Here is a 23,022-nt window from a genome sequence, read left to right as displayed (position 1 = left end):
AAGGAATTCGAAAGCGTCAGATGTAGCGCCAGACGGCGAGGTAATGACAGACGGTGCCGCCGATGGCGAAGAGGTGCCAGACGAGATGCCCGAACTTGATATGTCCGTCGAGCGAATAGAAGATTGCCCCGATGGTATAGGCGGCGCCACCCGCATACAGCCATCCTGCGCCGGGGCCGGGAATGGCGGCCAACACCGGCCCGGCGACCAGCACGGCCATCCAGCCTAGCCCGATGTAGAGCAACGTCGAGACAAGCGGACGGTCGAGCAATCCGAGCGACTTGGCGACGAGCCCCGCGATTGCCATCGCCCAGACGCCGGTAAGCAGGGGCCAGCCCCACGGATCGTGCAGGATCTTGACGGTGAAGGGCGTGTAAGTCCCGGCAATGAAGAGAAAGATGGCGCAGTGGTCGACGCGCATGAACACACGCTTCGCCCGGCCGTCCGGCAGCCCGTGGTACAGCGCGGACGCCAGATAGACCACGACCATCGTGACGGCGAACACGCCGATGCCGATCTGTTGCACGGTGCTCGGCAGCGGCGGGCGTACGGCGGTGAAGAGAAACGGGATCGCCGCGAGCGCGGCCAGACAGGCGAGGCCGTGGCTGAGGCTGTTGGCGAGTTCTTCGCTGCGGGTCTGCGCGCGGGCGATGGCCTTCGCCCTCGCCATGGGTGTAGCCGTGGTCATGCCGTCCTCATCGGGGAGTCGTCAGTGATGTCCGTGCGATGCCTTCAGTGATGCGTCTCATGCCACTTGCGAACGGCAGCCATCGTGTTCTGGACGTGCTTGTCCGGATCCATGCTGACGTAGCTGTAGATTACGCGGCCGTCAGGGGCGATGACGTAGGAGATGCGATTGGCGATGTCCGGTTTGAGGGCGAGGACGGCGTCGTACGCCTTCATGATCTTCTGATCGGTGTCGGCCGCCACGGCAAATTTGCTGCGGCACTCGGACACGGAGAACTTGTTGAGGGTGTCGATGTTGTCATGCGAAACGCCGATCACCGTCGCGCCCATCTCCTTGAACTTGTCGGTCGCTTCGGCGAAGTCATGCGCTTCGATCGTGCATCCGGTGGTGAATGCAGCGGGGTAGAAGTACAGCACGACGGGGCCCTGTTTGAGCGCGTCCGCGAGCGAGAACGTGAAGACTTTGCCGCCGAGCGAGGCTTGCGCCTTGAAGTCCGGCGCCGATGCACCGTTCTGCAATGCCGCATGGGCGGGGATCATGCACCAGGCCGTGACACCGACAATCGCGGCAGCGGCGGTCATTCCTAACCAACGTTTCATGCAAGGCTCCCGAAGTGGATGCTTAAGGATAGAGGCTTGCGGGGGCGCTGTCCAACGTGCTCCGCGTCGTTTATCAGGACGATCGAAGGATGCCTGATGTTTAACGGACGGCAGACTAGCGGCGGACACTCAGCAGACAAACGGCGGACATTTTACGGTCGGTTTCGTGACATGAATCTGTCAGCACTGCGTCATGAATTGCCGGAGGACGCGTTGCTGTGCGCACCGGGCTGTCCGCTGCCGATGGGCAGCACCGTGGTCGACTTGATCTGCGAGAGCGCAATCATCGAGTTCACTTCCTGCACCATCGGCAGTTGTGAGAGCCGCTCGAAGAAGAAGCGCTCGTAGGCGTCGACATCGCGCGTGACGATGCGAAGCAGAAAGTCGACGTTGCCCATCAGTACATGGCATTCCAGAACTTCGGGAAAGTCCTGAATCGCCTTGGAGAATTCGGGTAGCGCGTTGCGGTTGTGTCCCGCGAGTTTTACGTGAGCAAACAGCATGACGTTCAGCCCGACCTTCTTGCGGTCGACCAGCGCGACACGCCGCTCGATTACGCCCTCGGCATCGAGCCGGTCGATGCGTCGCCAACATTGCGATTGCGACAGCCCGATGCGCTCGCCGATCTGCGCGGCGGAAAGCGAGGCGTCTTCCTGCAGAATTGCGAGGATTTTTTCATCGAATTCGTCAATTTGCATGATCTATTCCTCGATATGAGTAAATTTGAATGGATCATGTGAAATTGACGGGTTTTTGTCAACGATACGCGAAGCATTTACCGGCCGATCCCCGTAAACTTCGTCTCTATTAGTGATATTCGCCGCAACAATTCCCTCCCGTTCGACTGAATCAGCAGGAAGACACGTACCTATGAAACTCGATTTGACTTTGCCCGCTGCCGAAACCGCGACCGGTGCCGTCGCCCAGCCCCTTGCTCCGTTGTCTGCCAAAGGCGCAGACCTGATTGCGCGCACGCTGGTCGACATTGGCATCGACACGGTGTTCTGCTACCCGGGCGGGGCCAACCTCGAAATGCTCGATGCGCTCTCGCGCGTATCGATCACGCTGGTGCGTACCGAGCATGAGCAAGGCTCTGTCTTTGGGGCGCAAGGCTATGCGCGCGCGACCGGCAAGTTGGGCGTCTGCCTGGCGACGTCCGGCCCGGGGGCGACCAATCTTGTGACGGGTATCGCCGATGCAGCGAGCGATTCGGTGCCGATCCTGGCCATCACCGGCAATGTCGCCACGCACTGGTTGGGCAAGAATGCCTTCCAGGAAGTCGATATCGTCGCCATCACCAAGCCCGTCACGAAGCTCGCGCGTCAGGTGCGTGAGGCGCGCGACATCCCGGCCGCCGTGCGCGAGGCGGCGGCGTGTGCGCTGGCCGGACGTCCCGGCCCGGTCTTGCTCGACTTTCCGAAGGACATTCAGCAGGCGCGTCCCGAACAGCCGACGGACAAGCGCGTTAAGTCTGCCGTGCCTGCGGGGATGAGCGAAGAGACGGCGCAACGCATTGCCACATTGCTCGCGCAGAGCGAGCGGCCGGTGCTTTACGCCGGTGGTGGGGTGATCGCGTCGGGGACGAGCGCACAACTGGTCGCGCTGGCCGAAGCGCTCAACTGCCCGGTCGCGCTCACCATGATGGGACTTGGTGCCGTGCCCGACGACCATCCTCTGTTGCTCGGTCCGCTGGGCATGCACGGCGCGTATGCGGCGAACGTCGCGGTCAACGAAGCCGATCTCGTGCTGGCGCTCGGCGTGCGCTTCGACGACCGGGTGATCGGCGATCCGGCATCGTTCGCGCGACACGCGAAGATCGTCCATATCGACGTGGATGCTGCCGAGATCGGCAAGAACAAGCCGGTGACGCTGGGCGTGCACGCGGATCTGCGCGACGCGTTCGCCGGTCTGCTGGCGCACGCCAAACGGCGTGACGTGCCCGCGTGGCATACGTATCTTCGCGAGCGTCGCGAAGCGCATCCGCTGCGTGCACCGCAAGCGACAGGCGAAGCGAGTGCAGACAAGGACGCCAGTGTGCTGACCGGCGTGGACGTCATCGCCGCGCTGGCCGCGATGCTGCCGCCGGAAGCGGTGGTCACGACGGGCGTGGGGCAGCACCAGATGTGGGCCATGCAGCACCTGCGCTTGCGCGAGCCGCGCACGTTCCTGTCGAGCGCCGGATTCGGCACGATGGGCTTCGGTTTGCCTGCGGCCATCGGCGCGAAGGTCGCGTTGCCTAACGTGCCGGTGATCGATATCGATGGCGACGGCAGCCTGAACATGTCCGTCAACGAACTCTCGACGTGCCGTCGTTACGGCCTCGGCGTCAAGGTGCTGGTCATCAACAACCAGTGGCTGGGCATGGTGCGGCAGTGGCAGGACATGATCTATGCGCGCAACCGGGTGGCGTCGTCGCTGGTCGACCCGAATGTGCCGGATGGGGCGGACGATGGGCGTCCGTACCCGGATTTCGTGACGATTGCGGCGGGATACGGCGTGGCGGGCGCTCGCGTCACCCGCGCCGAGGAATTGCCCGCTGCATTGGCGCGCATGCTCGAAGACCCGAGCGAGCCGTATCTGCTCGACGTCCTTGTGACGCGTGAAGACGATGTGTACCCGATGATCCCGGCCGGTAAAACCTACCGTGATGTGGTTTTCGGTCCCGGGCAAGCCGCCGGGCCGATTGCGGCGGGTGCATTCTGAGTTTTCGACGCAACCGACCGGAAGCGAGGGCGGGCTGCAGGCCCGTCGCATAGGTATTTTCACGCTGTGAGAATTCGGCCTCACGTCGCGAGATCGCAACGAGAAAACCCGCTTTGGCGGGTTTTTTTCGTTTCAAGGGCGCCGAGGAGTATCATTGCGCTCTTTCTGGAATCCTCGCCAAGGAAATTACTATGTTGACGAAGCGCCTGGTGCTGGCCGCCGCTTGTTTTCTGACGACCTTTGCCGCGCTGCCGGCAGCACAGGCCGCCGATCCGACCTACACCGTGGGCGCAGGCGGCACGTATCGTCCGTTCGAGTTCGAAACGCCGCAAAAGGAATTGGTCGGCTTCGATATCGACATCATCAAGGCCATCGGCAAGGCTGGCGGTTTCAACACCAAGCTGGTCAGCACCCCGTGGGAAGGCATCTTCGCCACCTTGGATCAGGGCGATCGCGACATCATCATTTCCGGCATCACCATTACCGACAAACGTCGTGAAATGGTCGACTTCTCGGCCCCGTACTTCCCGGCCGATCAGGTCATCATCACCTCGCCGGGTGCGAAGGTCGCCGGTCTGGCCGACCTGAAGAAGCTGCAAGTCGGCGTGGTCAATTCGAGCACGGGCGACATCGCCGTCTCGGAAGAGCTGGGCAAGGCCAGTACCGCCATCCGTCGCTTCGACAACACGCCGCTCATGCTCGAAGAGCTGTATCGCGGTGGCGTGGACGCCGCCGTGGGCGACGTCGGCGTGATCAAGTTCTACATCAAGAGCCATCCGGAAAAGCCGTTCAAGCTCGTCTACGACAACAAGTTCAAGCGCCAGTACTTCGGCATCGCCGTGAAGAAGGGCAACAAGGTTGCGCTCGACAAGATCAATACCGGTCTGAAAAAGATCGTGGCTGACGGCACCTACGCCAAGATCTACAAGCAGTGGTTCGACGCCGACGTGCCGACCCTGCCGCAACAGTAATCAACGCGTGTAAGATTCGCGCCACGCGCGCCAGAGATTCTGGCCACTCGCGGCCCGTGAGCTGATCGTCAACTACCGACGTCAACCCCCGGGCCGCGAGCGTTTTTCCGCCGGTCAGACCGGTCCGTTTCATTTTGTGAGAAAGGTGCTTCATGGGTGGGTTCCAGTGGAACATCATCAGCGAATACATGCCCCTGTTCGTCGAGGGCACGCTGATGACGCTCAAGTGCACGGTGATCTGTGTGATCGCCGGCACGTTACTTGGGCTCGTGCTTGGCGTTGGCCGTCTGGCCGAAGCGCGTCACGGCTTCTATAAGTATTTCCTGCGCTACGCGGTGCAATTCCCCGTGCGCTTCTACGTCAGCTTCTTCCGCGGCACGCCGTTGTTCGTGCAGATCCTGCTGATCCACTTCGCATTGATGCCGTTGCTGATCAACCCGTCGGGCGGCTTGCTCGTGAGCGGCGATTTGGCCCGCGAAATCCGTTCGCAGTACGGTGCGTTCATGTCGGCCGTGCTGGCAATCTCGCTGAACGCCGGCGCCTACGTGTCGGAAATCTTCCGTGCCGGTATTCAGTCGATCGACCGCGGCCAGGCCGAAGCGGCACGCTCGCTCGGCATGACTTACATGCAGACGCTGCGCCGCGTGGTGCTGCCGCAGGCATTCCGCCGCATGCTGCCGCCGCTGGGCAACAACGCCATTGCCATCGTGAAGGACTCGTCGCTCGCATCGGCCATCGGTCTGGCCGAACTGGCGTACGCTGCACGCACGGTGTCGGGTGCCTACGCGCGCTACTGGGAGCCGTATCTGACGATTTCGCTCATCTATTGGGTGATCACGCTGGTGCTGTCGGCATTTGTTCAACATCTTGAAACGAGGTACGGCAAAGGTGATCGTCGTCAATAACCTGCAAAAGCAGTACGGCGAGGCGCACGTACTGCGCGGCATTTCGTGCCGCATCGAAGAAAAGGAAGTGGTGTGCGTGATCGGGCCGTCGGGCTCGGGCAAGAGCACGTTCCTGCGCTGCCTGAATGGTCTGGAAGACGTGAGCGGTGGCGAAGTCCTGGTCAACGGCTTTCACGTGGAAGATCCGAAGACGGACATGAATGCCATGCGCGCCAGCGTCGGCATGGTGTTCCAGCGCTTCAATCTGTTCCCGCATATGTCGGTGCTGGAGAATCTGATTCTCGCGCCGATGCAGGTCAATGGCATCAAGCGTGACGAAGCGGTGACCATCGCTGAACAGTTGCTCAGGAAGGTGGGCCTGATCGAGAAGATCGACGCCTTCCCGAATCAGCTCTCCGGCGGTCAGCAGCAGCGCGTGGCGATCGCCCGCGCACTCGCCATGCAACCGACGGTCATGCTGTTCGACGAGCCGACCTCGGCGCTCGACCCGGAGCTGGTGGGCGAAGTGCTGGAAGTCATGAAGTCGCTCGCCGAAGAAGGGATGACGATGGTCGTCGTGACGCACGAAATGGGTTTCGCCCGTGAAGTCGCCGACCGCGTGTTCTTCATCGATCAGGGCGTGATCATGGAAGAAGGGCAGCCCGAGCAGATCTTCACAGCGCCGAAGCATGAGCGCACGCGCGAATTCTTGCGCAAAGTCCTGTAATTCTCAGGATTGCGGTGCGCGCAAAGGTATATCCGCGCGCCGCATCTGATTACAATGCGAGGGTACGCGCGCCGAGTGACCCGAGTGACCCGAGTGACTTCAGGCACCGGCGCGTCGCAGGCACCCTGAGCGCCCCGCCAGGTTTTTTTCACAGGGCAGTGACCTTTGTCCGGGCCTGCCCCGCAATCGAAGATTGCACTCCGATTTCACGAGGTAGTCATGAGCCAGCAAATCGCTGTGACCCGCCAGACGTTCGACGACGTGATGGTGCCCAATTACGCGCCTGCCCAGATGGTGCCCGTACGCGGCGAAGGCTCGCGCATGTGGGATCAGGAAGGTCGCGAGTATGTCGACTTCACCGGCGGTATCGCGGTCAACGCGCTCGGCCATGCCAATCCGGAACTGGTGAAGGTGATCGAAGAGCAGGCCCGCAAGGTCTGGCACATCGGTAACGGTTACACCAATGAGCCGGTGCTGCGCTTGGCCACGGCACTCACGCAAGCGACGTTCGCCGACAAAGCGTTCTTCTGCAATTCGGGTCTCGAAGCGAACGAAGCCGCACTCAAGCTGGCGCGCCGCTACGCCTACGACCACGCCGCCGAGCGTGGTGGCAAGGAAAAGAGCGAGATCATCTCGTTCTATAACTCGTTCCACGGCCGTTCGCTGTTCACCGTGAGCGTGGGCGGTCAGGCCAAGTACACCGAAGGTTTCGGCCCGATTCCCGCAGGCATCATGCATCTGCCGTACAACGATCTGGAAACCGTCCGCGCGACGATTTCGGACGCCACGGCCGCTGTCATCGTCGAACCGGTGCAGGGTGAGGGCGGTGTGTTGCCCGCCGATCCGGAATTCCTGAAGGGTCTGCGCGAGCTGTGCGATCAGCACGGTGCGCTGCTGATTTTCGACGAAGTGCAGACGGGCGTCGGTCGCACCGGCACGCTGTATGCCTACGAGCAATATGGCGTGACGCCGGACATCCTGACCACCGCCAAGGCGCTGGGCAATGGCTATCCGATCGGCGGCATTCTCACGACGAGCAAGATTGCTGCGAGCTTCTCGCCGGGCACGCACGGCTGCACGTACGGCGGCAACCCGCTCGCGACGGCCATTGCCGGTCGCGTGCTGGAGCTGATCAACACGGCCGAGACGCTGAACGGCGTGAAGGCGCGTCACGATCATTTCATCAAGGGCATCGAGGCGATCAACGCGCGTCATGGTGTGTTCGATCAGGTGCGCGGTATGGGCCTGCTGATCGGCGCCGTGCTCAAGCCGGCGTTCGCCGGTCGCGCCAAGGACATCGTCGTCGAATCCGAGAAGAACGGTCTGATGCTGCTGGTGGCGGGCGGCGACGTGGTGCGTTTCGCGCCGTCGCTGAACATTCCGTTCGCAGATATCGACGCCGGTCTCGCCTCGCTGGAGAAGGCGGTCGCAACGGTGGCTGCCACGGCGAAGGCCGCTTAAGAAGGCCGCCTAAGCACACGGCGAACGTAACAAGACCTGCGCCGATGCACAGGACTTCGGGCCGGACCGACGGATGACGTCGCTCCGGCCCTTGTTTTATCCAACTCACGGGATGCTTCCATGACGCGTCAATCGAAAGCGACGACGACCTCCGACGTTCCAGCGAACACTGTTGCTGCCGCCTCTGACGACATCGCGGCGAATTCGCTGCGCGTCGTGCGTCTCGCGCGTCCCGGTGATCTGCCCGCGCTGCTGGCGCTGGCAGCGATGGCCGGTCCGGGCATGACGTCGTTCAAGCCCGACCGGGCGGCGCTCGAAGCGCGTCTGGCGCGCGTGGCGGCGACCGTCGAAGGCCAGGCGCCCACGGCGGAGCAGGGCTATCTGTTCGTGATGGAGGACGCCGACACCGGCGAGATCGCGGGCGTTTGCGGGCTGGAAGCCGCCGTCGGCCTCGACCAGCCGTTCTACACCTATCGCAAGGACACGATTGTCCACGCGAGCCGGGAGCTGAATGTCTGGTCGCGCATGCTGACGCTCTCGCTCTCGAACGACCTCACCGGCTACAGCGAACTCTGCTCGCTGCTGCTCGACCCGAAATGGCGCGGACACGGAAACGGTGCGCTGCTATCGAAGGCACGCTTTCTGTTCATGGCGCAGTTCCCCGAGCGGTTCGGTCCGCACGTGTGCGCCGAGTTGCGTGGCTTTTTCGACGACGAGGGACAGAGCCCGTTCTGGCAGTCGCTCGGACAACACTTCTTCAAGATCGACTTCGATCAGGCGGACTACCTCACGTCCATCGGCAAGAAGTCGTTCGTGGCCGAGCTGATGCCGAAGTATCCGATTTACGTCGACTTTCTGTCGCCGCAAGCGCAAGCCGCCATCGGCGTGACGCACCGCGACACGCTGCCTGCCCGGCGTCTGCTGGAGCAGGAGGGGATGCGCTCCGGATCGCACGTGGACATCTTCGACAGCGGCCCGGTGCTCGAAGCGCGCGTTGCCGATCTGCGTGCGGCGCGCGATAGCCGCTATCTGACGGCGAACGTCGTGGCCCCAACAAGCGAGGATGGCAGCCCCGTACCGGCGACGCCGAACGCGGAACCGTATCTTGTGGCATGCCTGGGCCTCGAGGGTTTTCGCGCGACGCTGGTGACAGGTCGCCCCGAGCGCCGCGCGTTCGCGCTCAGCCCGCTCGCTGCGCAGGCGTTGGGCGTGAAGACGGGCGATCGGCTTCAGGTCTTGCCGCTCAAGCCACCGCGCGCTGAAGCGGTCTGATCTCGCTCGGCACCCTCTCGGAACGCCATCAGAACTGAATCGTCGCCGTGACAGTGTCGGTATAGACGCCGGGGGCTGGCGTCGATTGCGACGGCACACGTGCATAGATGGGGATGGCCTGCACGAGCCCTGTACCGGTGCCGGTCAGTTGCGACGTCCCTGACGTCCCGTCCCCCCAGATCGTGGCGTAGCCGCTGTCGAGATACAGCTGATAGCCGATGCTCGACGTGAGGCCCGTCATCGTGCGCGACGTGACCGTCCCCAGCAGTCCGCCCGACAGGCTGACCCGATAAGCGTCGTTCTTCGTGCATTGCACCGAGAGTTGCCCGCTGCTGGTGACGGGGCTGGCGAGCGCCGATTGCGTGGCGAAGGTGATGTTGGCGGCGGCGATGGTGCAGTTGTTGATCACGGTGACGTTCGCGGTGAACGGCGCGCCAGGCGCGGCCGTCATGGCTGTGCCGCAGGCGGGGGCAGGCGAAAGGGCCGCGTAGGACGCGTATTGCAGCGAGATGTCAGTCGACGCGAACGTACGTGCGTAGACCGTGTTGCTGCTGCCGGTCGTGGGCACCGTCGTTTGCGACGCCGCGATCCTGCCGTAGAAGTTCACGTTCTGTGTGACCGTGCCGCCGAGCAGCGGCCGCGCCATCGTCAGCGAAATCACGTCGCTCGTGCCGCTGCCCCACGCGTTTGAGTAGGTGGGATCTGTGAAGAGTCCGAAATTGATCGCACTTCCAACATTCGCGGCATTTGTCAGCGTGAGCGGCTGAGTGGCATTCAACGCCAGACAGAGTTTGACGTTCGGATTGCCCGTGAGCACAGGCCAGTTGCACGACACGGGGATCGTGCCGGTCGCGGAGAGCGCGAATCCCGAGATCGGGCTGAACGCAGCGAACGCCAGCGTTGGCGTGCCGACGGAGCATGTCTGTGCCAGCGCACTCATCGACAACGCGAGATAGCCCGCTGCAATGGCGCAATGCCGTCGCACGATGCGAAGCAAGGTCGTAAGCCTCATGACAGGTCCTCCCCATCGGAAGGCGTTGATGGCGCTGCCGGTGCTGGCCAATCCGATGCCGACATTGCCTCCGGCGACCGCGACGGTGTGTCCCCCGCGAGCGTGCCGAACGCCACACATTCCAACGGACCGACGCGGGCGATGCGTCCTTCGGGCGGTGTCGTCCAGTCGAAGGAAACGCGGCAGCGCTGCCGTCCGTCGCGCGATTCGAGGGTGTTGCGCGGACCGAGTGCGTCGATGAACACTTCGCCGTCGTAACCCACCACCGTCACTATGCCGCTTTGCACATGGCGCACCGATGTGCCTGGGTGCAACGGCTGCCCCGAAGTGTCGACCAGCGTGACGAGCGCCGCGCGGTAACGTCGCACGGGGAAGTGCACGAGTACGCCGCTGCGCGACTGTGGGGCCACTCGGCGTTCGGTTGTCGTGACTTCCAGATCGGCGGGTAGATGCATGGGGTCGATGCCGATGCGCGACGCTTCGAAGCCGTTCAGATCGGGCACGAGGAAGTAGCCACGCGAGTCCGTACGACCGACGGGGACCGATTCGCGCATCACAGGGACGTTGACTTGCGCGTCGGTGCTCACGAGCGCGAAGGCGTCGTAAGTGCGCCGCGTGGCGTGCACGCTGTTGTCCATGACGACAAGTGCGCCAGTCATGCCTATCCCGACACCGGACTGCCGTCCCACTTGCTGCGCGAGTGCCGAGACCTGACCGTGCCGCCCGAGATACTGCACTTCGCCCTGCATCGTGCGTTGCGAGAAGGCGCGTCCACCGAGTACCTGCCAACCCCAGCCGCCGGCGTAATCGGGTGTGCGGTTCGCGCCCGCCCACGCCTGCGTTTGCCCGTCCTGTTGACTGAACGATGCGTTCCCTAGCGCCGCACTTGCGCCCTCGCTGCCACCGCCGAGCAAGACGCTGAGCATCGCGAAGATGCCGTGCGAGCGACGCCGCGCAAAGTCGCGAAATCCACCCATCGAGAACATGCCGCGCGTGCCTGCGGGTAGCGTCAGGCTGGCGGACAGCACGCGCGTTGCTGGTTGACGCGGCACGCGTTGGGCGAACCAGGCGAGCGACGCGGTGCTGCCACGCGCGAACGGCACTGAGATGCTCACGCGATCGCTCGAACGAGGCACAGGCGCACCGTCCAGCGTGGCGATATCGCGGTAGCGGCCGGTCGTGCGGATCATCTGCGCGTCGACGCTCACGCGGCGCGACAGGTACTGATAACCCGCGCTCCATTGGCTGCCGGTGCCGCGTCCGCCGGATAAGGCGGTGGACGCGCTGACGACGCCCGCACGCCCCAGCGCCATCAGCGCGCCTGCGCCAGCAAGGGCGAGTCGCCTCCCGGCTTGCGCCTGCGCTTCGACGGTCAGGGTGTCCGTTGCGCCATAGCGCGCGGCCACCGACGCGACGGGATGACTCCGGTACGAAAACGAGCGCACGCCGTAGTCGTCGCGCGGCAGGCCCGCCTCCACGGAAAAGCTCGACAGGCCACGTGCGAGCAGGCGGGGATCGATGTACAGGGGCACGGTAGTGATCTGTTCGCGCCCGAGTGCGTCGCGCGTCACAACGCTCGCCTGCAAATCGCCCGTGAGGCCCGGCGTTTCCTGAATGACGAACGGACCGGGCGGTACGCGTCCACCCATGCGGCGCACGCCGTCGAGATACAGATCGACGGAGGAGGGCACCACGGCGCTGCCATGCAGTGCGGGGATGGGGAACGTCACCAGATCCGGACGCAGCGCGAAGTTGCGACGCCACTGAAGGCCGCCAATGCGCAGCGACCGGCTCCATGAGAGGGAGCCGGTGATGAGGTCGCCCGCGACCCACGTGGTCAGGCGCGACGGGTCGTCGTGTTGCCACCAGGTGTCGTAGCGTCGATAGCCACGACGCCATCGCGAATGCTCGGCGAGACCGGTCTGTTGCAGCGTGCCGCCCGACCAGAAGCCACGTACTTCACTCCAGACGGAAGCGCGCGTGAAACGGTCACGCTGCACGTAGCCGTCGTAGTTCACGAGCAGACCGGGGTCGGACGTCGCTCTGACAACAACGGGCGCAGGGCTCGCCAGACGATACGGCGAGAGCCACGCGTCGCCGACCTCAAGCGAGAGTGTCTGGTGCGTGGCGTCGTAGGACGCGCGTATGCCGCTCAGCGAATCGAGCGCGATGTCGGCGGCGTCGTTGTCGGGCAGGCCGCCGGATGAGGATGTCAGCCCGAGCGCGCGCAGATCGCCTGCGCGGGCGAACCAGCGGCCTTGCCGTCGCGCGAATGGGGCGATGCGCCCGGTCGATTCGCCGTTGATGATGACCTCCAGTACATAAGGCCCGTCGAGCCGGGAAATGCCTGCTGTACTCGCCGCTCGCGTGGGCACGGTGGTGGACGACGACGCTGTCGCGGTGCGGGAGGCGGCCAGCGACGCATCGTCGAACAGGGCCGCGCCGACGGCGCGTGGCTCGGCCGATATTGAGCCGGGCGCAAGTGCACCAAGCGTCGTCAGCGTGGCAAATGCGACGCTCATGGGCGTGGCGATGGCCACGGACACGCCTAGCGACGTTCGTCCGGCGCGACGCCCGCGACAAAGCGCATCGGCACCGCGTCGACGCGTGACTCCACCGTGAACGGTGCAACGGGAGGCGCACCGGCGGGCCAGCGCACCGCGAAACGACGCGTTTGTCCGGCGAGCACGTAGCCGAGCAAGCCGCGCGTGAGCTCCACGCTGCGTCCGGAAGCGTCGAGTACCCGTGTCGCCCCCAACTGAGCGTGACGCTGGCCGTCATTGCGCACTTCCAGCTCGCCCCGCGTCATGCGCACGTCGAAACGCAGCGAGGGCGAGCGCGTCTGATTCGCCTGCACGAACACCGGCAGCGAGTAGCGCAGGCGGATGGAGACGCCCTCCGATGGCGTGGCGTCGACAGGCGGCAACTCGTCCACCAGCAGCCGGTAGCTCTGCTCGCTTCCCTCGACTTTTTGGGCCACATACACCAGCCGCACGATCTGCCGGTCACCAGGTTCGATGCGCACAATGGGTGGGCTGGCGATGAGCGCTTCGGTGGGCGTGAGCACGTTGTCGCCGTTGCGTTGCGTCCACGCATACAGACGCAACTGGCCGTGAATCGGCAGATCGCCGGAGTTCCCGAGCGTGAGCGTAGTCGCAGGCTGCGTCGGCAGGATGTTGACGATGACCGGCGAGACTTGCAGCGTCGCGCCGTTGCCGTCAGTCACGCAAAGTGTGAGCAGCGCGACGAACGCGCCGCCGCAGGCATACGCCGTCGGCCGCCGGGCGACCGGTCTGGGAGGGCTCATGTTCGCCATGATTCACCTGACCTCTCAGAAGTAGACGGTCGCCGTGACGGTCGACGAGTAGACGTCCGGCGCGGGCATGGTGGCCGAGAGCGTCGCCTGACCATAGACGGTGTACGTCTTGACCACGCCCGTGCCCGAGTCGCTGAGGGTGTTCGAGCCCTGCGTATTGCCCCACGGCGTGGCGTAGCCAGCGTCCTGAAAAAGCCCGAACGGAATGGTCGTGGTGTTGCCGGTGAGCGTGCCCGCCAGCAAGCGGTTGGTCTCGGTGGAGTTCGGTACAGTGCCCGCATTCAGGCCGATGTTGTAACCCGTCGACGCGGTACAGATCACGGTGAGCGACGAGGTGGTCGCCACCGGTCCTGTCGCCGAACCCTGTACCGCGTTGAACGTCATGGGCGTGGCGGCGATGGTGCACCCGGGCAGGATCGTCAGCTGGACGCGCATCTGAGCGGTCGCCGACCCGTTGGAGTAAACGGCGGCACGAGCCGGTGCGCTCTGTCCAAGCGCAGCGACGATTCCCGTGAGGGCCAGACAAAGCAGCGGTCGGTTCATGATGGTTCTCCTTTGGAGTCCTATTAGAAAGCGCGATGATTCACCGTAGGGACTACGTAGATACCGTTCTTGTGACGCCCGTACACGCACTGCATTTCGGACGCTTTTTACGTAGTTTATGAGGGCGTTTGCCCGAAATACGAGCGCACAAAGTACTTTCGGAATGATCCCAATTGAAAGGCGAAGCGACGCGCTGAGCGTCTCGGAGGTGTACGCGCAAAGCGCATGTTTTCGACGGACGCATTGCGCATGTGTTGAGTGGTTGCGGGCAATGATGGTGAGGTAACGCGTGCGAATGCGACGCATTGCCGCAGCGATGGCGGGGCGATCGCGGGTGTCGTTGCGGAAGTCCCTGTGGGCGTGCGGAGCGGAGAATCGAGATCGGATGACGTCTGTCAAAGCGCGTGCGAATGACACAAGCATTCGCGTATATTTCACTTGATCTCACGTCGAAGCCGTCTCTAGAATGGGTTCTTGACGCCTATCTGCGCGCCCATACGCACCAAACGTGTTGTAGGTGTGGTAGGTGCTCGTCGTCCGGATTCGCTACCTGCGGATATTTCACGAGAGGGATGCCATGCTCAGACTTCTGTCGAAATACTGGTGGTTGCTTGTGCTGCGCGGTGTGTTGGCGGTGATATTCGGTATCGCCGCCTTTGCGTTACCCGGCGTGACGATTGCGGTGCTGGTGCTTTGTTTCGGCGCGTTTTCGTTCGTGGACGGGGTCTTCTCGCTCAGCGGCGCATGGAGTGCGCGCCAGGAGCATGCCGATTGGTGGCTGCCGTTGCTGCAAGGCATCGCGGGCATAGTGATCGGAGTCCTGACTTATCTCAACCCGGCGTTGACCGCCGTTGCGTTGCTTATCTATATCGTGGCCTGGAGTTTTGTCACCGGCGTGTTGCAGGTGGCTGCCGGTATCGCGCTGCGTCGCGAGATCAAGGGCGAACTGTGGGTCATTCTCTCCGGTGCCTTCAGCATCCTGTTCGCCATCTTCATCATGTGGCAACCGGGCGCGGGCGCGTTGGCGCTGATCTGGGCCATCGGGTCGTGGGCCATCATCTGGGGCGCTTTGTTGGTGCTGGCAGGATTCAAACTGCGAGGTGCCGCGCATGGCGTGTCGCATGCGCCACCGGGACACCTCAGGTCGTAGTCGCGTTGTCTCCGTTCGTCCGCATGGGCGCCGAGCGCCCGTCGCCGACGGCTTCCCCCCGGCAACCTGCGAGTTGCCAGACGTCAGGAGTGTGAAATGGCTTTGAATCATACGCGTAACACCCTCGGTGAAAAGATCCGTATCGAATCGGTCAACCAGCTCAATCGTGGGCTGATCAACGGCATCGACGTACAGCGTCAGGCGAAGCAGGCCCACTGGAACGTGCACGGCCCGGGCTTCATCGAACTGCACTTGCTTTTCGACGAGGTTTATAACGCGGCCATCGAATGGGCCGATCTGTGCGCCGAGCGTCTGGTGGCGCTGGGCGGCGTGGCCGACGGCCGCGTGCAAACCGTTGCACAGAAGACCGAATTGCCGACGTACAAGAACGAGTTCAAGCGCGGTCTCGATCATGCCGCCGCGTTGGCCGAAGCCCTCGCGGCTTACGGCGAGATCATTCGCGGCCTGATCGATGCGTCAGCCGAGATCGGCGACGCCACCACGTCGGACGTCTTCACCGAAATCTCGCGCGGTGTCGACGATCACCTGTGGAAGGTGGAAGCGCACCTGCGCGGCGAGTGACGATATGCCCGGGCGCCTGTGCGGGCGTCCGCGCGACGAACCCATCTTTCAGCATCGACGGTTCCGCCGATAGTTCTGCATCACAGACGACGATGAACGCGCGCGCCGCTTGAGCCGGAGCGCGCGTTCTCACGTTCTCAGCCTCGCTGTTTTCCACGCTGTCTAACTCACCCCCCGGAGTCGCTATGACCACCCGTAACCTGAGCCAGATGTTCCAGCCGAAGTCGGTCGCCGTGATCGGCGCGTCCAATCGCGAGCGACGCGTGGGGACGACCGTGCTGCAAAACATCGTCGACGGGGGCTTCAAGGGCGACATCTATCCCGTCAATCCGAAGTATTCGACGCTCGCCGATCTCAAGTGCTACCGCGACGTGGGCGATCTGCCGCAGGCACCCGACCTCGCGGTGATCTGTACGCCGCCGTCGACCGTGCCCGATCTGATTCGCGAGCTGGGTGAGCGTGGCACCCGCGCGGTGGTCGTGCTGACCTCGGGGCTTGCCAGAGAAAAGGATCGTCACGGCGTGACGTTGCAGGACCGCATGCTCAAAAATGCGAAGCCGCACGTGCTGCGCATTCTCGGTCCGAACTGCATCGGGCTGCTGAGTCCCGGCATCGGCCTGAACGCCAGCTTCGCGCACATGGGCGCACGCGCGGGCAAACTCGCATTCGTCTCCCAGTCGGGAGCACTGACGACGGCTGTACTCGACTGGGCCGACGCCCGCGAAATCGGCTTCTCGCACTTCGTGTCGATGGGTGACAGTGCCGACGTGGATTTCGGCGACATGCTCGATTATCTGGCGAGCGATCCCGGCACGGACGCCATTCTGATGTACATGGAATCGATTCGCGATGCGCGTAAATTCATGTCCGCGGCGCGCGCGGCAGCACGCAACAAGCCGGTCGTCGTGATCAAGTCGGGACGTGTGCCTGAAGGCGCGCAGGCCGCTGCGTCGCACACCGGCGCACTGGCTGGCTCGGACGACGTGTACGACGCCGCGATCCGTCGCGCAGGGATGTTGCGTGTGGATACCACCGACGAACTGTTTGCGGCTGTCGAGACGCTGGCACGCCTGCGTCCGTTCGCAGGCGACAAGCTGTCGATCATGACCAACGGCGGCGGCGCGGGCGTGATGGCGACCGATGCGTTGGTGCTCGATGGCGGCAAGCTGGCCCATCTGACGGAAAAGACCCGTGCCGCGCTCGACGCCGCGTTACCCAAAACGCTGGGCCGTACGAACCCGGTGGACATAGGCGGTGACGCGGATCTCGAACGCTACACGGCCACGCTCGCAGCGCTATGCGAAGACCCCGAGACAGCGGCCGTCCTCTTCATTCAGGCACCCACCGCGGTGATGCCGAGTCTCGACGTGGCGAACGCACTTGCGGCGCTGCCGCGTCCGTCGAAAAACGTTTTCACCTGCTGGCTCGGCGGCGAGACGGCCGAGCGCGCGCGCCGCATCTGCCGCGAGGCCGGGCTGCCGACCTACGACACGCCGGAGAACGCCGCGCGTGCCTTTCTCGAAGCCGTCAACTATCGACGCAATCAGGCGTTGCTGATGGAAACGCCGCCCTCGATCCCGCCGGGCTTCGCGCCGGATGTCGCGCGCGTGCGCGCCATTGTCGACAGCGCCATGCGTGAGGGCCGGGAGTTGCTCACCGAACCGGAAGCGAAGGGCGTGCTCGCCGCCTACGGGATTCCGGTGGTCGAGACGCTCGTTGCCGAGACGCCGGAGCTGGCGGGCGAAGTCGCGAAGGGCATCGGTTTTCCCGTCGCCGTCAAACTGATTTCGCCGGACATCACGCACAAGTCCGATGTGGGCGGCGTGGTGCTCAACATCGAAACGGCAGAGCAAGCGAGCGACGCGGCACGCCAGATCGCCAAGCGTGCACGGGCCGCGAAACCCGATGCACGTGTGACCGGCTATTCGGTGCAGCGTATGGCGAACGGTGCCGAAGCCTTCGAGCTGATCGTGGGGGTGGCGACCGACAACGTCTTCGGTCCGGTGCTGCTATTCGGGCAGGGCGGCACGGCCGTCGAAGTCATCGCCGATCGCACCATCGGCCTGCCGCCGCTGAACCTGAACCTCGCGCGCGACATGGTGGCGCGTGCCCGTGTGTCGAAGTTGCTCGCGGGCTATCGCAGCCGTCCCGCCGCCGATCACGAGGCAATCTATCTGACGCTGGTGAAGCTCTCGCAACTCGTGTGCGATGTGCCGGAGATCGCCGAGCTGGACATCAATCCGTTGTTTGCCGATGCGCATGGCGTGCTGGCGCTCGATGCGCGCATTGTGGCGCGCAAGCCGTCGCTCCCCGGGCACGGACGTCTGTCGATCGCGCCATATCCGCAGGAGCTCGAAAGCACCGTCGATGCAGGTGGAAAGCCCGTGCGCGTACGTCCCATCCGCCCGGAGGACGAACCGGCCTACAACGCGTTCTTCCACACACTGACGCCGCAGGACGTGCAGTTCCGCTACTTCGGTCTGATCAAGGAGCTGTCGCATTCGCAGATGGCGCGAGTTACGCAGATCGACTACGACCGTGCGATGACGTTCGTCGCCACGGAAAAGGACGAGGCGGGCAACACGCGATTGCTGGGCGTGGTGCAGGCTTTGGCCGACCCGGACAACACCGTGGCCGAGTTCGCGGTGACGGTGAGTCCTGCGGCGCAGGGGCGAGGGCTGGGGCGTGCGCTCATGGAGCATATCGTCGACTACAGCCGCAAGCGTGGCACCGGGGAACTCATCGGCTATGTGCTCACGGCAAATACGCGTATGCTGACACTCGCCCGTCATCTCGGCTTTGTCGAAGACAAGGAGATGGAGGCGGGCATCGTTCATATCCGGCTGCCGCTGCAACAGACGGCGCAGGCGCGCGAGACACGCAAGGGCTGACGGTCGCGAGGGTCGCGGCGGTAGCGCGCGCAGTGCCCGACGCTCGCGCCACGTGTAGAGTGCAAGGCCGCCTCGACCAGGAAGACGCATGCTAGTGAACTGTGTGGCCTATGAGGATGGCCGCAAGATTGCCGATCTGCACCCCGATGAAATCTCGGACTATCTTGAACGTCCGCACTGCTTTGTCTGGGTGGCGCTCAAGGATCCCGGGCCGGGCGAACTGGCGCAGATGCAGCACGAATTCGGCCTGCATGACCTCGCCGTCGAAGACGCCCAGCACGGGCATCAGCGTCCGAAAATCGAGCAGTACGGCGACTCGCTCTTTGCGGTGCTGCACGTGCTTAACAAGGACGCTGACGGCGATTTCGCGATTGGCGAAGTCGCGATTTTCGCAGGGCACAACTATGTGCTCTCGGTGCGCTCGAACGCCACGCAGGGACTGGGCGCGGTGCGTGCGCGAGCGGAGAAAGAACCGCACTTGTTGCGCCAGGGTTCGATCTTCGTCCTCTATGCCCTGATGGACGCCATCGTCGACAGCTACTTCCCCGTGTTCAACGACCTTGAAGCACAGCTCGAAGCCATCGAAGAGCAGATCTTTACCCCGAATGCGCCGAACAAGGGACGCGCGATCATCGAGGATCTGTATCAGCTCAAGCGTCGGCTCATTACGCTGCAACACGCGTGCGTGCCGCTCATGGAAGCGGTCAGCAAGTTGTTCGGGGCTATGGCGCCCAAGCTGTGCGGTGGCATGCAGGAGTACTTCCGCGACGTCTTCGACCATCTCCAACGCATTACGAAAAACATCGATCTGCTGCGAGAAATGGTCACGACAGCGCTCTCCGTCAATCTCGGCATGATTTCGCTCTCCGAGAACGAAACGACGAAGCGACTCGGGTCGTTCGCGGCGCTTTTTGCCGTGCCAACGATGATTGCCGGGATCTACGGCATGAATTTCGCTGACATTCCCGAACTGAAATTCCAATATGGGTATCCAGCCTGTATTGCCGCGATGGTCGTCATCGACGTCTTGCTATTCATGAAATTCCGCAAGGCGGGTTGGCTGTAACGGCCCTTGCAGGGTTGTGACAGCCAACGGGCTGGGGGCGTTGTCTGTGTCAGGCGCGTGTCCCGGCGGCGTTGCCACCCGGGTTGTTGCCCGGTGGCAACGTGTGGTGCGACCTCCATTTTTTCGCAGTGACCGGCGTTGAATAACTGTTCTAGAATGCGCTGAATGCCGCGTCAGACGGCTGCCAAGGGTTGAAAACAACAACAAACCGCCAGGCAAGCAAATAGGGGTCAGATATTGAATGCACCACTTACGGGGATCCGCGTCATTGAGTTCTGTCGTGGCGCGGCAGGTGCCTATTGCGGCATGCTGCTTGCCGACATGGGCGCGGACGTCATCATGGTCGACGATCCCGTCGACGATATTTCCAACGAATACCAAAGCACGATCAGCGAATCGGCGCAGGTCGGATTGCGTCGCAACAAGCGCTCTGTCGCGCTGGATCTGCTAACGCTCGAAGGCCGAAGCCTCGCTCACACGCTGGTGCGCGGGGCGGACGTCGTCATCGAGTGTTTGCCACCCGGCACGTTGGCGCGCGCCGGGCTTGGCTACGATGCGTTGTCGGCTGTGCAACCGCATCTCGTCTACGTTTCCATTTCCGCATTCGGACAAGATGGCCCGCGCTCCGTGCCGCAGCCGGGGGTGCCCGCGCTTGAGGCGCTCAGGGGCATGCTGGGCGTGGCGCCAAGCGGTGCCGAGCCGCCGCGCGATCTGCCTATTGCCGATCTGGCCGCAGGGCTGTACGCCGCGTTTTCCGTTTCGGCGGCGCTCGTCGCAGCGAAGCAGCAGGGCGTGGGCGTGCACATCGATGTGCCGATGCTCGGCGCGACGCTGGCGATTGCCGCGTTGCGGGCGGGCGATGCCGGAGCCGAGGCTGCCCATCGCGCAGGGCTCGTGCCCGCAGCCGCCATGGCCGCTACGGACGCAGGCGACGCGGCGCAAGCCGACGCCGAGATGTCGGCGGTAGCGCGTCAGCGCCGGGCGCTGGCTGACGCAGCGGGGCATGGCAAGGTCTCGCCGCTGGCCGTACCGCTGCCCGGTGAGGGCGAGCGTTTTGGCGGCCCTTCTGCCCCTTGGCCGACCTTCCGGGCGCGCGACGGCTACTTCGGTATGGATTTGGACGCCCAGACGCATTGGGAGGCGATTTGCGCCCTCGTGCACCGTGTGGATCTGCTCGACGACCCGCGGTTCGGCAGTGCACGGGAGCGGGCGCGCCATCAGGCCGCGTTGCGCGACGTGCTCGAAGCGGTATTCGTGCTGGACGACCGGGATGTCTGGCTCGCGCGGCTGGTAGCCGTGGGTGTCCCGTGCACGGAAATCAGCACCTATTCCCGAGTGCTGTCCGATCCGCAGGTGGCGCATATGGGCTGGGTGCGCCCGATGGTGCTGCCCAGCGGCGAGACGACCCACACGATCGTCTCGCCCGTGCGTCTTAACGGACAAAGCCCTGTCACGCGTCTCGATCCACCCGCGCCGGGTGCGCACACGGGGGACATCATCGCGGAACTTGATGCAGAACACGAGGCGGGGCTCGATGCCAGCGAGCTGCCGGTGGACATCAGTGTCCGGACATCCTCGTCATAGGCATTTTTTGTCGTTTCCCCGCATTTTCAGACACGGCGGCGCTCAGGTAGCGCCGCTTTTCTTTTCTGTCGTCTGATGCTTCTATATAATTCATCGTCATAAGCTTATGACAAATAGTGATTTGGCTTGGTGCCAGACCACTCCCTGCTGGATATCGCCCATGTTCCCCGACCTTTCGAGTGCTTCGCCCACGGCCGCCCTGCTCGGTGCAGCGGTCGGACTGGTGTTGGGTTTGACGGGCGCGGGTGGTGGCATCTTTGCGGTGCCGGCGCTGGTGTTCGGACTCGGTTGGGGCGTGCCGCAGGCGGGACCCGTCGCCTTGCTTGCCGTCGGCGCGAGTGCCGCCGTGGGCAGTGTGCAAGGCTTGCGGGCCGGTATCGTGCGCTATCGCGCGGCGATGCTGATGGCGGGCATCGGGGTTTGTCTCGCGCCATTGGGCTCCTGGATGGCGCATCGGCTGCCGGAGCGGTGGCTCGTCGGGCTGTTCGCCGTGGCGATGCTGATCGTGGCCGCACGGATGTATCGCGCTTCCCGTGGTGGTGGGGGCGGTGCGGGGGCGAGTGGCATCGCGGGTACGTGCGCACCGTTGCCGCCATGCCGGATGGACCCCGCGACGGGGCGCTTGCACTGGACTCGGCAGGTGGCGAGTACGCTGGGTGCGATCGGTGCCATTTCGGGCTTTGCGTCCGGGCTGCTCGGCGTTGGGGGCGGTTTCGTCATCGTGCCTGCACTGCGGCGCTTCACGGACATTTCGGTGCACGGCGTGGTGGCGACGTCACTCTTCGTCATCGCGCTGATTTCTGCGGGCACCGTCGCCAATGCGTGGTGGCATGGCATGCATCCGGGAACGCAGGGGTGGACGTTTGTCGTGGGCGCTGTCGCGGGCATGTTGCTGGGGCGTGCGCTCGCGCCACGTCTGGCCGCATCGCGGCTTCAACAAATCTTCTCTACGCTCATGGCCGTCGTGGCATTCGGCATGTTCGTCAAAGCGTTTGGCGCTTGAATCTATTTATTCAAAGCCGCTAAGTCTGCGCGATGCTGGATTTCCTTCGGCTTATCTCCCGCTTTAATCGAATTTAACGAAATTTAATAAAATTTAATCGCTACCGGTATCGGTGGCGTTGACGCGCTTTGCGTCTAAAAATCAAAAGAAGCGAAGTATTTCGAAAGTCGCAACGTCTTTCGAGTGACTTTTTGCCTTTTCGGCACCGACTTACCACGCCGCGTGCGGCCTATGGCTGACATCACTGGCATCTTTCAAATGAATCTTTTCCTCACTTGCGTGTCAATTGGAACGCTGCCTGAGCATCCGCACTACGTCATCTGAGTTATTTCCGCACTGAATTCGATGCTGACGCGCGGGCTGTGTAAGGCGCGAACGGTATTCCTCCTAATTTGGACTAGGATGTTTCCTATAAAGAGATCCAAAACGGTTGGGATTTGTAGATTTATCCTATATTTCCGCTGGTCGTAAAAATGACGCGTAACGTTCCTTTGTCACGCGGCGAGACGATTGGTAATGGACCGATGACACAAACACACGTTGACGCTTTCCTGCCCAGCCAATGCTCTC

General features: G+C 63.4%; 19 protein-coding genes. 12 read left to right on the top strand and 7 right to left on the bottom strand.

Going from position 1 to position 23,022, the window contains the following annotated elements:
• Window positions 1–16 precede the first annotated feature (16 nt).
• The 3 genes from trhA to NTU39_RS15245 form a co-directional block, all read right to left on the bottom strand.
• On the bottom strand, window positions 17–688 hold the full coding sequence (trhA, locus tag NTU39_RS15255) for a PAQR family membrane homeostasis protein TrhA (RefSeq protein ID WP_150662917.1): 672 nt from the start codon (window positions 686–688) through the stop codon (window positions 17–19).
• 44 nt (window positions 689–732) lie between these two features.
• The gene (locus NTU39_RS15250; RefSeq protein WP_046292152.1) at window positions 733–1,287 is read right to left on the bottom strand and encodes a peroxiredoxin; all 555 of its coding nucleotides are present in this window, start codon (window positions 1,285–1,287) and stop codon (window positions 733–735) included.
• A gap of 191 nt (window positions 1,288–1,478) precedes the next feature.
• Window positions 1,479–1,985: an Lrp/AsnC family transcriptional regulator gene (locus NTU39_RS15245; RefSeq protein WP_150662915.1), complete on the bottom strand. Its 507-nt coding sequence runs from the start codon at window positions 1,983–1,985 to the stop codon at window positions 1,479–1,481.
• Between the two features lie 172 nt (window positions 1,986–2,157).
• Between NTU39_RS15245 and ilvB the strand changes: the two genes are divergently transcribed.
• The 6 genes from ilvB (at window position 2,158) to astA (ending at window position 9,305) form a co-directional block, all read left to right on the top strand.
• A complete protein-coding gene (gene ilvB, locus NTU39_RS15240) occupies window positions 2,158–3,990 on the top strand; it encodes a biosynthetic-type acetolactate synthase large subunit (protein ID WP_257957984.1) in 1,833 nt (610 codons plus the stop codon).
• A gap of 191 nt (window positions 3,991–4,181) precedes the next feature.
• Entirely contained in the window at window positions 4,182–4,961 is a 780-nt protein-coding gene (locus tag NTU39_RS15235; protein ID WP_150662913.1) for a basic amino acid ABC transporter substrate-binding protein, read from the top strand.
• 152 nt (window positions 4,962–5,113) lie between these two features.
• Window positions 5,114–5,866, top strand: coding sequence for an amino acid ABC transporter permease (locus NTU39_RS15230; protein WP_150662912.1), 753 nt, complete (start codon window positions 5,114–5,116; stop codon window positions 5,864–5,866).
• A complete protein-coding gene (locus NTU39_RS15225) occupies window positions 5,850–6,572 on the top strand; it encodes an amino acid ABC transporter ATP-binding protein (RefSeq protein ID WP_150574877.1) in 723 nt (240 codons plus the stop codon). Before NTU39_RS15230 ends, NTU39_RS15225 begins: the two co-directional genes overlap by 17 nt.
• Window positions 6,573–6,791: 219 nt before the next feature.
• A complete protein-coding gene (locus NTU39_RS15220) occupies window positions 6,792–8,033 on the top strand; it encodes an aspartate aminotransferase family protein (protein WP_046292147.1) in 1,242 nt (413 codons plus the stop codon).
• 207 nt (window positions 8,034–8,240) lie between these two features.
• Window positions 8,241–9,305 carry an arginine N-succinyltransferase gene (astA, locus tag NTU39_RS15215; protein WP_150663481.1) on the top strand — a complete coding sequence of 355 codons (1,065 nt, stop codon included), beginning with the start codon at window positions 8,241–8,243 and terminating at the stop codon, window positions 9,303–9,305.
• 28 nt (window positions 9,306–9,333) lie between these two features.
• Here astA and NTU39_RS15210 read toward each other — a convergent pair whose 3' ends face one another.
• Genes NTU39_RS15210 through NTU39_RS15195 form a run of 4 tightly spaced genes read right to left on the bottom strand, consistent with a single transcriptional unit; the run spans window position 9,334 to window position 14,176 of the window.
• Window positions 9,334–10,317: a Csu type fimbrial protein gene (locus NTU39_RS15210; RefSeq protein ID WP_174984262.1), complete on the bottom strand. Its 984-nt coding sequence runs from the start codon at window positions 10,315–10,317 to the stop codon at window positions 9,334–9,336.
• Complete coding sequence (locus tag NTU39_RS15205; protein ID WP_257957982.1) at window positions 10,314–12,839, bottom strand: fimbria/pilus outer membrane usher protein; 2,526 nt, start codon at window positions 12,837–12,839, stop codon at window positions 10,314–10,316. The genes NTU39_RS15210 and NTU39_RS15205 overlap by 4 nt, the downstream gene beginning before the upstream one ends.
• A gap of 26 nt (window positions 12,840–12,865) precedes the next feature.
• Window positions 12,866–13,624 carry a fimbrial biogenesis chaperone gene (locus NTU39_RS15200; RefSeq protein WP_174984259.1) on the bottom strand — a complete coding sequence of 253 codons (759 nt, stop codon included), beginning with the start codon at window positions 13,622–13,624 and terminating at the stop codon, window positions 12,866–12,868.
• Window positions 13,625–13,648: 24 nt separating this feature from the next.
• The gene (locus NTU39_RS15195) at window positions 13,649–14,176 is read right to left on the bottom strand and encodes a Csu type fimbrial protein (protein ID WP_150662907.1); all 528 of its coding nucleotides are present in this window, start codon (window positions 14,174–14,176) and stop codon (window positions 13,649–13,651) included.
• 577 nt (window positions 14,177–14,753) lie between these two features.
• On the opposite strand from NTU39_RS15195, the gene NTU39_RS15190 reads away from it, so the two are divergent.
• From NTU39_RS15190 to NTU39_RS15165, 6 genes are all read left to right on the top strand, one after another.
• Window positions 14,754–15,326 carry an HdeD family acid-resistance protein gene (locus NTU39_RS15190; protein ID WP_150662906.1) on the top strand — a complete coding sequence of 191 codons (573 nt, stop codon included), beginning with the start codon at window positions 14,754–14,756 and terminating at the stop codon, window positions 15,324–15,326.
• Between the two features lie 96 nt (window positions 15,327–15,422).
• Window positions 15,423–15,908, top strand: coding sequence for a DNA starvation/stationary phase protection protein Dps (gene dps / locus NTU39_RS15185; RefSeq protein ID WP_039398040.1), 486 nt, complete (start codon window positions 15,423–15,425; stop codon window positions 15,906–15,908).
• Between the two features lie 185 nt (window positions 15,909–16,093).
• Window positions 16,094–18,799 carry a bifunctional acetate--CoA ligase family protein/GNAT family N-acetyltransferase gene (locus NTU39_RS15180; protein WP_150662905.1) on the top strand — a complete coding sequence of 902 codons (2,706 nt, stop codon included), beginning with the start codon at window positions 16,094–16,096 and terminating at the stop codon, window positions 18,797–18,799.
• An 88-nt stretch (window positions 18,800–18,887) separates the two neighbouring features.
• Window positions 18,888–19,865 (top strand): magnesium/cobalt transporter CorA, encoded by a 978-nt coding sequence (gene corA / locus NTU39_RS15175; protein ID WP_150662904.1) that lies wholly within the window; start codon window positions 18,888–18,890, stop codon window positions 19,863–19,865.
• A 237-nt stretch (window positions 19,866–20,102) separates the two neighbouring features.
• On the top strand, window positions 20,103–21,449 hold the full coding sequence (locus NTU39_RS15170) for a CaiB/BaiF CoA transferase family protein (protein ID WP_257957979.1): 1,347 nt from the start codon (window positions 20,103–20,105) through the stop codon (window positions 21,447–21,449).
• A gap of 160 nt (window positions 21,450–21,609) precedes the next feature.
• Window positions 21,610–22,452, top strand: a complete 843-nt coding sequence (locus NTU39_RS15165) for a sulfite exporter TauE/SafE family protein (RefSeq protein ID WP_257957978.1) — start codon at window positions 21,610–21,612, stop codon at window positions 22,450–22,452.
• Window positions 22,453–23,022 lie beyond the last annotated feature (570 nt).

The sequence above is a fragment of the Pandoraea commovens genome (genome assembly GCF_024704525.1).
GTDB lineage: Bacteria > Pseudomonadota > Gammaproteobacteria > Burkholderiales > Burkholderiaceae > Pandoraea > Pandoraea commovens.
The sequence above is the reverse complement of the archived record's forward strand: the minus strand, read 5'-3'. Positions and strand labels throughout refer to the sequence as shown.

Bases quoted from the DNA above. Each gene is read 5' to 3' on its own strand.
- NTU39_RS15250 (WP_046292152.1), bottom strand. From the start codon at position 1,287: ATGAAACGTTGGTTAGGAATGACCGCCGCTGCCGCGATTGTCGGTGTC.
- NTU39_RS15200 (WP_174984259.1), bottom strand. From the start codon at position 13,624: ATGAGCCCTCCCAGACCGGTCGCCCGGCGGCCGACGGCGTATGCCTGC.
- NTU39_RS15245 (WP_150662915.1), bottom strand. From the start codon at position 1,985: ATGCAAATTGACGAATTCGATGAAAAAATCCTCGCAATTCTGCAGGAA.
- ilvB (WP_257957984.1), top strand. From the start codon at position 2,158: ATGAAACTCGATTTGACTTTGCCCGCTGCCGAAACCGCGACCGGTGCC.
- NTU39_RS15230 (WP_150662912.1), top strand. From the start codon at position 5,114: ATGGGTGGGTTCCAGTGGAACATCATCAGCGAATACATGCCCCTGTTC.
- corA (WP_150662904.1), top strand. From the start codon at position 18,888: ATGCTAGTGAACTGTGTGGCCTATGAGGATGGCCGCAAGATTGCCGAT.
- NTU39_RS15165 (WP_257957978.1), top strand. From the start codon at position 21,610: ATGTTCCCCGACCTTTCGAGTGCTTCGCCCACGGCCGCCCTGCTCGGT.
- NTU39_RS15235 (WP_150662913.1), top strand. From the start codon at position 4,182: ATGTTGACGAAGCGCCTGGTGCTGGCCGCCGCTTGTTTTCTGACGACC.
- NTU39_RS15180 (WP_150662905.1), top strand. From the start codon at position 16,094: ATGACCACCCGTAACCTGAGCCAGATGTTCCAGCCGAAGTCGGTCGCC.
- NTU39_RS15195 (WP_150662907.1), bottom strand. From the start codon at position 14,176: ATGAACCGACCGCTGCTTTGTCTGGCCCTCACGGGAATCGTCGCTGCG.
- NTU39_RS15220 (WP_046292147.1), top strand. From the start codon at position 6,792: ATGAGCCAGCAAATCGCTGTGACCCGCCAGACGTTCGACGACGTGATG.
- NTU39_RS15190 (WP_150662906.1), top strand. From the start codon at position 14,754: ATGCTCAGACTTCTGTCGAAATACTGGTGGTTGCTTGTGCTGCGCGGT.
- dps (WP_039398040.1), top strand. From the start codon at position 15,423: ATGGCTTTGAATCATACGCGTAACACCCTCGGTGAAAAGATCCGTATC.
- NTU39_RS15205 (WP_257957982.1), bottom strand. From the start codon at position 12,839: ATGAGCGTCGCATTTGCCACGCTGACGACGCTTGGTGCACTTGCGCCC.
- NTU39_RS15210 (WP_174984262.1), bottom strand. From the start codon at position 10,317: ATGAGGCTTACGACCTTGCTTCGCATCGTGCGACGGCATTGCGCCATT.
- trhA (WP_150662917.1), bottom strand. From the start codon at position 688: ATGACCACGGCTACACCCATGGCGAGGGCGAAGGCCATCGCCCGCGCG.